This window comes from Streptomyces sp. NP-1717 (assembly GCF_022695985.1).
Classification (GTDB): domain Bacteria; phylum Actinomycetota; class Actinomycetes; order Streptomycetales; family Streptomycetaceae; genus Streptomyces.
The window spans coordinates 1-3706 of sequence record NZ_JAAPBF010000379.1; the positions used below are offsets into that span (position 1 = coordinate 1).

The 3706-nt window shown below is 72.3% G+C and carries 2 protein-coding genes; both read right to left on the reverse strand.

Translation table 11 applies throughout. The features are described from left to right. Positions 1 to 40: 40 nt before the first annotated feature. Positions 41 to 1753 (reverse strand): UDP-N-acetylmuramoyl-L-alanyl-D-glutamate--2,6-diaminopimelate ligase, encoded by a 1713-nt coding sequence (locus tag GXP76_RS34565; protein WP_242575572.1) that lies wholly within the window; start codon positions 1751 to 1753, stop codon positions 41 to 43. A gap of 16 nt (positions 1754 to 1769) precedes the next feature. Next, positions 1770 to 3706, reverse strand: a 1937-nt coding sequence (locus GXP76_RS34570; RefSeq protein WP_242575573.1) for a penicillin-binding protein 2, incomplete at its 5' end; no start/stop codon positions are given.

Consider the following 3706-nt stretch of genomic DNA (forward strand, 5'->3'; position numbering starts at 1 on the left):
CCGGCACCCGGCGCCGCCGTCCGGTCGCCGGACGGTCCCCTCATTCCCGACCGGTGCTCTCGGTCTGGCGCCGGGAGCGTTCGATGGCCTGGCGCAGCACCTGACGGTCGTCGAAGGCGCGTACCACCCCGGCGATGTCCTGGCCCTGTTCGTGGCCCTTGCCGGCGATCAGGACGGTGTCGTCCTCCGCCGCCTTCGACACCGCGGACGCGATGGCCGCCGCGCGGTCGGCGATGACCAGGACGTCACCGCGCTCGTGGATGGGCACCTCGGCGGCGCCCGCGAGCATCGCGGCGAGGATCGCGAGCGGGTCCTCGGAGCGCGGGTTGTCCGAGGTCAGTACGGCGGTGTCGGCGAGCCGCGCCGCCGCGGCACCCATCGAGGGACGCTTGGACCGGTCACGGTCGCCGCCGCAGCCCAGGACGATGTGCACCTTGCCGCGGGTGACCTTGCGCAGGGAGCGCAGCACCGATTCGACGGCGTCCGTCTTGTGGGCGTAGTCGACGACGGCGAGGTACGGCTGGCCGGCGTCGACCCGCTCCAGCCGGCCGGGGACGCCGGGGACGGCCGCGACGCCGTCGGCGGCGATCTGCGGATCGATTCCGGCCACGGCGAGGGTGACGACGGCGGCGAGGGTGTTGGCGACGTTGAACGGGCCGGGCAGCGGGGCCTCGGCGCGGATCCGCTCGCCCTTGGGGCTGACGACGGTGAAGACGCTGCCGTGCCAGCCGACCTCGACGTCCTCGGCGCGCCAGTCGGCGTCGGGGTGGCCCTCGGCGGAGAACGTCGTGATGGGGACGCCCGCCTCGTGGACGAGCCGGCGGCCGTACTCGTCGTCGAAGTTCACCACGCCGACGCGGCTGCGCTCGGGGGTGAACAGCCGTGCCTTGGCCTGGAAGTAGTCCTCCATGCCGGAGTGGAACTCCATGTGCTCCGGGCTGAGGTTGTTGAAGACGGCGATGTCGAAGACACAGCCGTCGACCCGGCCGAGCACCAGGGCGTGGCTGGAAACCTCCATCGCGACGGAGTCCACGCCGCGCTCGCGCATGACGGCGAGGAGCGCCTGGAGGTCGGTGGCCTCGGGGGTGGTGCGCTCGGATTTGATGCGCTCGTCGCCGATGCGCATCTCGACGGTGCCGATGAGGCCGGTGTGGTGTCCGGCGCCCCGCAGTCCGCCCTCGACGAGATAGGCGGTCGTGGTCTTGCCGGAGGTGCCGGTGATGCCGATCTGGAGGAGGTCGGCGCCGGGGTGGCCGTAGATCTCGGCGGCCAGTTCACCCATGCTGCCCCGTGGATCGGGGGTCACCAGCACCGGCAGCCCGGTGGCGGCGGCGCGTTCGGCGCCCGCCGGGTCGGTCAGGATCGCCGCCGCGCCGAGGTCGGCCGCCTGGGCGGAGAAGTCGGCGCCGTGGAAGCGGGCACCGGGCAGGGCGGCGTACACGTCCCCGGCGCGTACCGCCCGGGAGTCGTGGGTGATGCCGGTCGCCGCTCCGTCGGCCGGGGGCTCGGCTCCCAGCCGGGCGGCCAGGTCGACGAGCGGGGTCGGCCGGACCTGATGGGGGCGGGGCGCTCCGGGGTGGTTCACGGGCGCGTCCTTTGTGGTGGTTCGGTACTGATCTGCGTGGGGCACGGCGGTGAGCGTACCGGGCTCACCGGGCCGCGGGCCAAGTGAGGGGCGCCCGGTGCCGGGGCCGTCTGACGGGGGGACGGACGGGTCGTCGTGGTTCCCCGAGTCGGGGGTGATCGTTGTCACTGGGTGGTTCCCTGGGTCACTCGCCGGGTGTGAACTCGACCGGCAGGGGGGCTGCCTTCTTGCCGGTCGGTGGGATCTGGAGGCTCTTGAGAGCGAACTCCATGACCTCCTTGTAGATGGGGCCGCAGATCTGGCCGCCGAAGTAGCTGCCCTCGGTGGGGTTCTGGATGGCGCAGTAGACGGTGATCTGCGGGTCGTCGGCGGGCGCGAAGCCCGCGAAGGACGCGGTGTAGCCCTTGTAGCGCCCGGTCACGGGATCGACGCGGTTGGCCGTTCCCGTCTTGCCGGCGACGCGGTAGCCGGGGATCCGGGCCTTGGTGCCGGTGCCCGCCTCGTCGCCGACGACGGATTCGAGCATGGTGGCCAGCGTCCTGGCGGTCTTCTCGCTGACGACGCGGGTCTTCTCGGGGGCAGGCGCGGGGGTGAAGGGGCCGTCCGGGCCCTGGGTGCCGCGCACCAGGGTGGGCTCGATCCGTACGCCTCCGTTGGCGATGGTCGAGTAGACCGAGGCCGCCTGCATGGCGTTGATCGACAGTCCCTGGCCGAAGGGGATCGTGTACTGCTGGGAGGTCGACCAGTCCTTCGGGGGCGCGAGGATGCCCTGGGTCTCGCCGGGATAGCCGAGGCCCGTGGGGCTGCCGATGCCGAACTTGCGCAGGTAGGAGTGGAGGACCTGGTTGGCCTCCGGCTGGGTCTTGCCGAGCTGGCCGGTCGCCAGGATGGTGCCGATGTTGCTGGACTTGGCGAGAACCCCGTTGAGCGTGAGGTACCAGGTGGGGTGGTCGATGTCGTCCTTGAAAAGGCGGTCGCCGCGGTGCAGCCGGTTGGGCACCGTGACATGGGTGCCGGGGACGGCGGCCTTCTCCTCCAGGACGGCGGCCATGGACATGACCTTGCTGGTGGAGCCGGGTTCGAAGGCGTCCTGGAGCGCGGCGTTGCCCATGGCGGCGCGGTCGGCCTGTGCCATGTCGTTGGGGTCGAAGCCGGGGGCGTTGGCCATGGCGAGCACCTCGCCGGTCCGGGTGCTCTGCACGATCACGTAGCCGCGGTCGGCCTTGGACTTCGTGACCTGATCGGAGATGGCCCGCTGGGCGGCCCACTGGATGTCCCGGTCGATGGTCAGTTCGATGTCCGTGCCCGGGACGGCGGGGGTCTCCCGCGAGCCCGCCGTGGGGACGCGCCGGCCGCCGGAGTGGGCGTAGGTGATCTCGCCGTCCTGGCCGGAGAGCTCCTTGTCGAGCATGGACTCCACCCCGCCTCCTCCGTGGCCGGCGGCGTTGACGTATCCCAGTATCCCGGCGGCGAGGTTCCCGTTGGGGTACACGCGCTTGCTGCTGGGCTCCTGGAAGACTCCGGCGAGGACGCTGGCCGGTGCCTCGGCGCCCTTGGCGGTGCGCGCCTTCTCGGCCTTCTCGGCGAGGACGGACTTGAGGTCGCTGATCTGGTTCCAGACCTGGGGGGTCTGGCGGTGGGCGAGCACCGTGAAGCGGGACCTGGGTACCGAGAGCTGCTTCTCCAGCGTCTCGGGCTCCTTGTCGAGGATCGGCGCGAGGAGGGCCGCGGCCTGCTCGGGGGCGTTGTCGACCCTGCTGTCCTCGGGGGTGAACATCTTGGGGTCGGCCGTGATGTCGTGCGCGTCGACACTGCTGGCGAGGGCCACACCGGCGCGGTCGGTGATCTCACCGCGCTCGGCGGCCAGGGTGACGCTCGTGAAGCGGTTCTTCTCCGCCTTGGCCGTGTACGCGCTGGCGTCGACCGCCTGGACCTGGAGCAGCCTGACGACGAAGACCAGCATCACGACGGTCAGTCCGAGGCTGACCAGCCGGAGCCGGGGGCGGTGGCTGCCGAGCCGGATACGGCGCGGGCCGCCCGGGCCGGACCGCGGACGTCCCTGCGCGGGGCGTCGCGGGCGCCCCGAGGGGCCGGGCGCGGGGCGCTGCGGGGCGCGTTCGG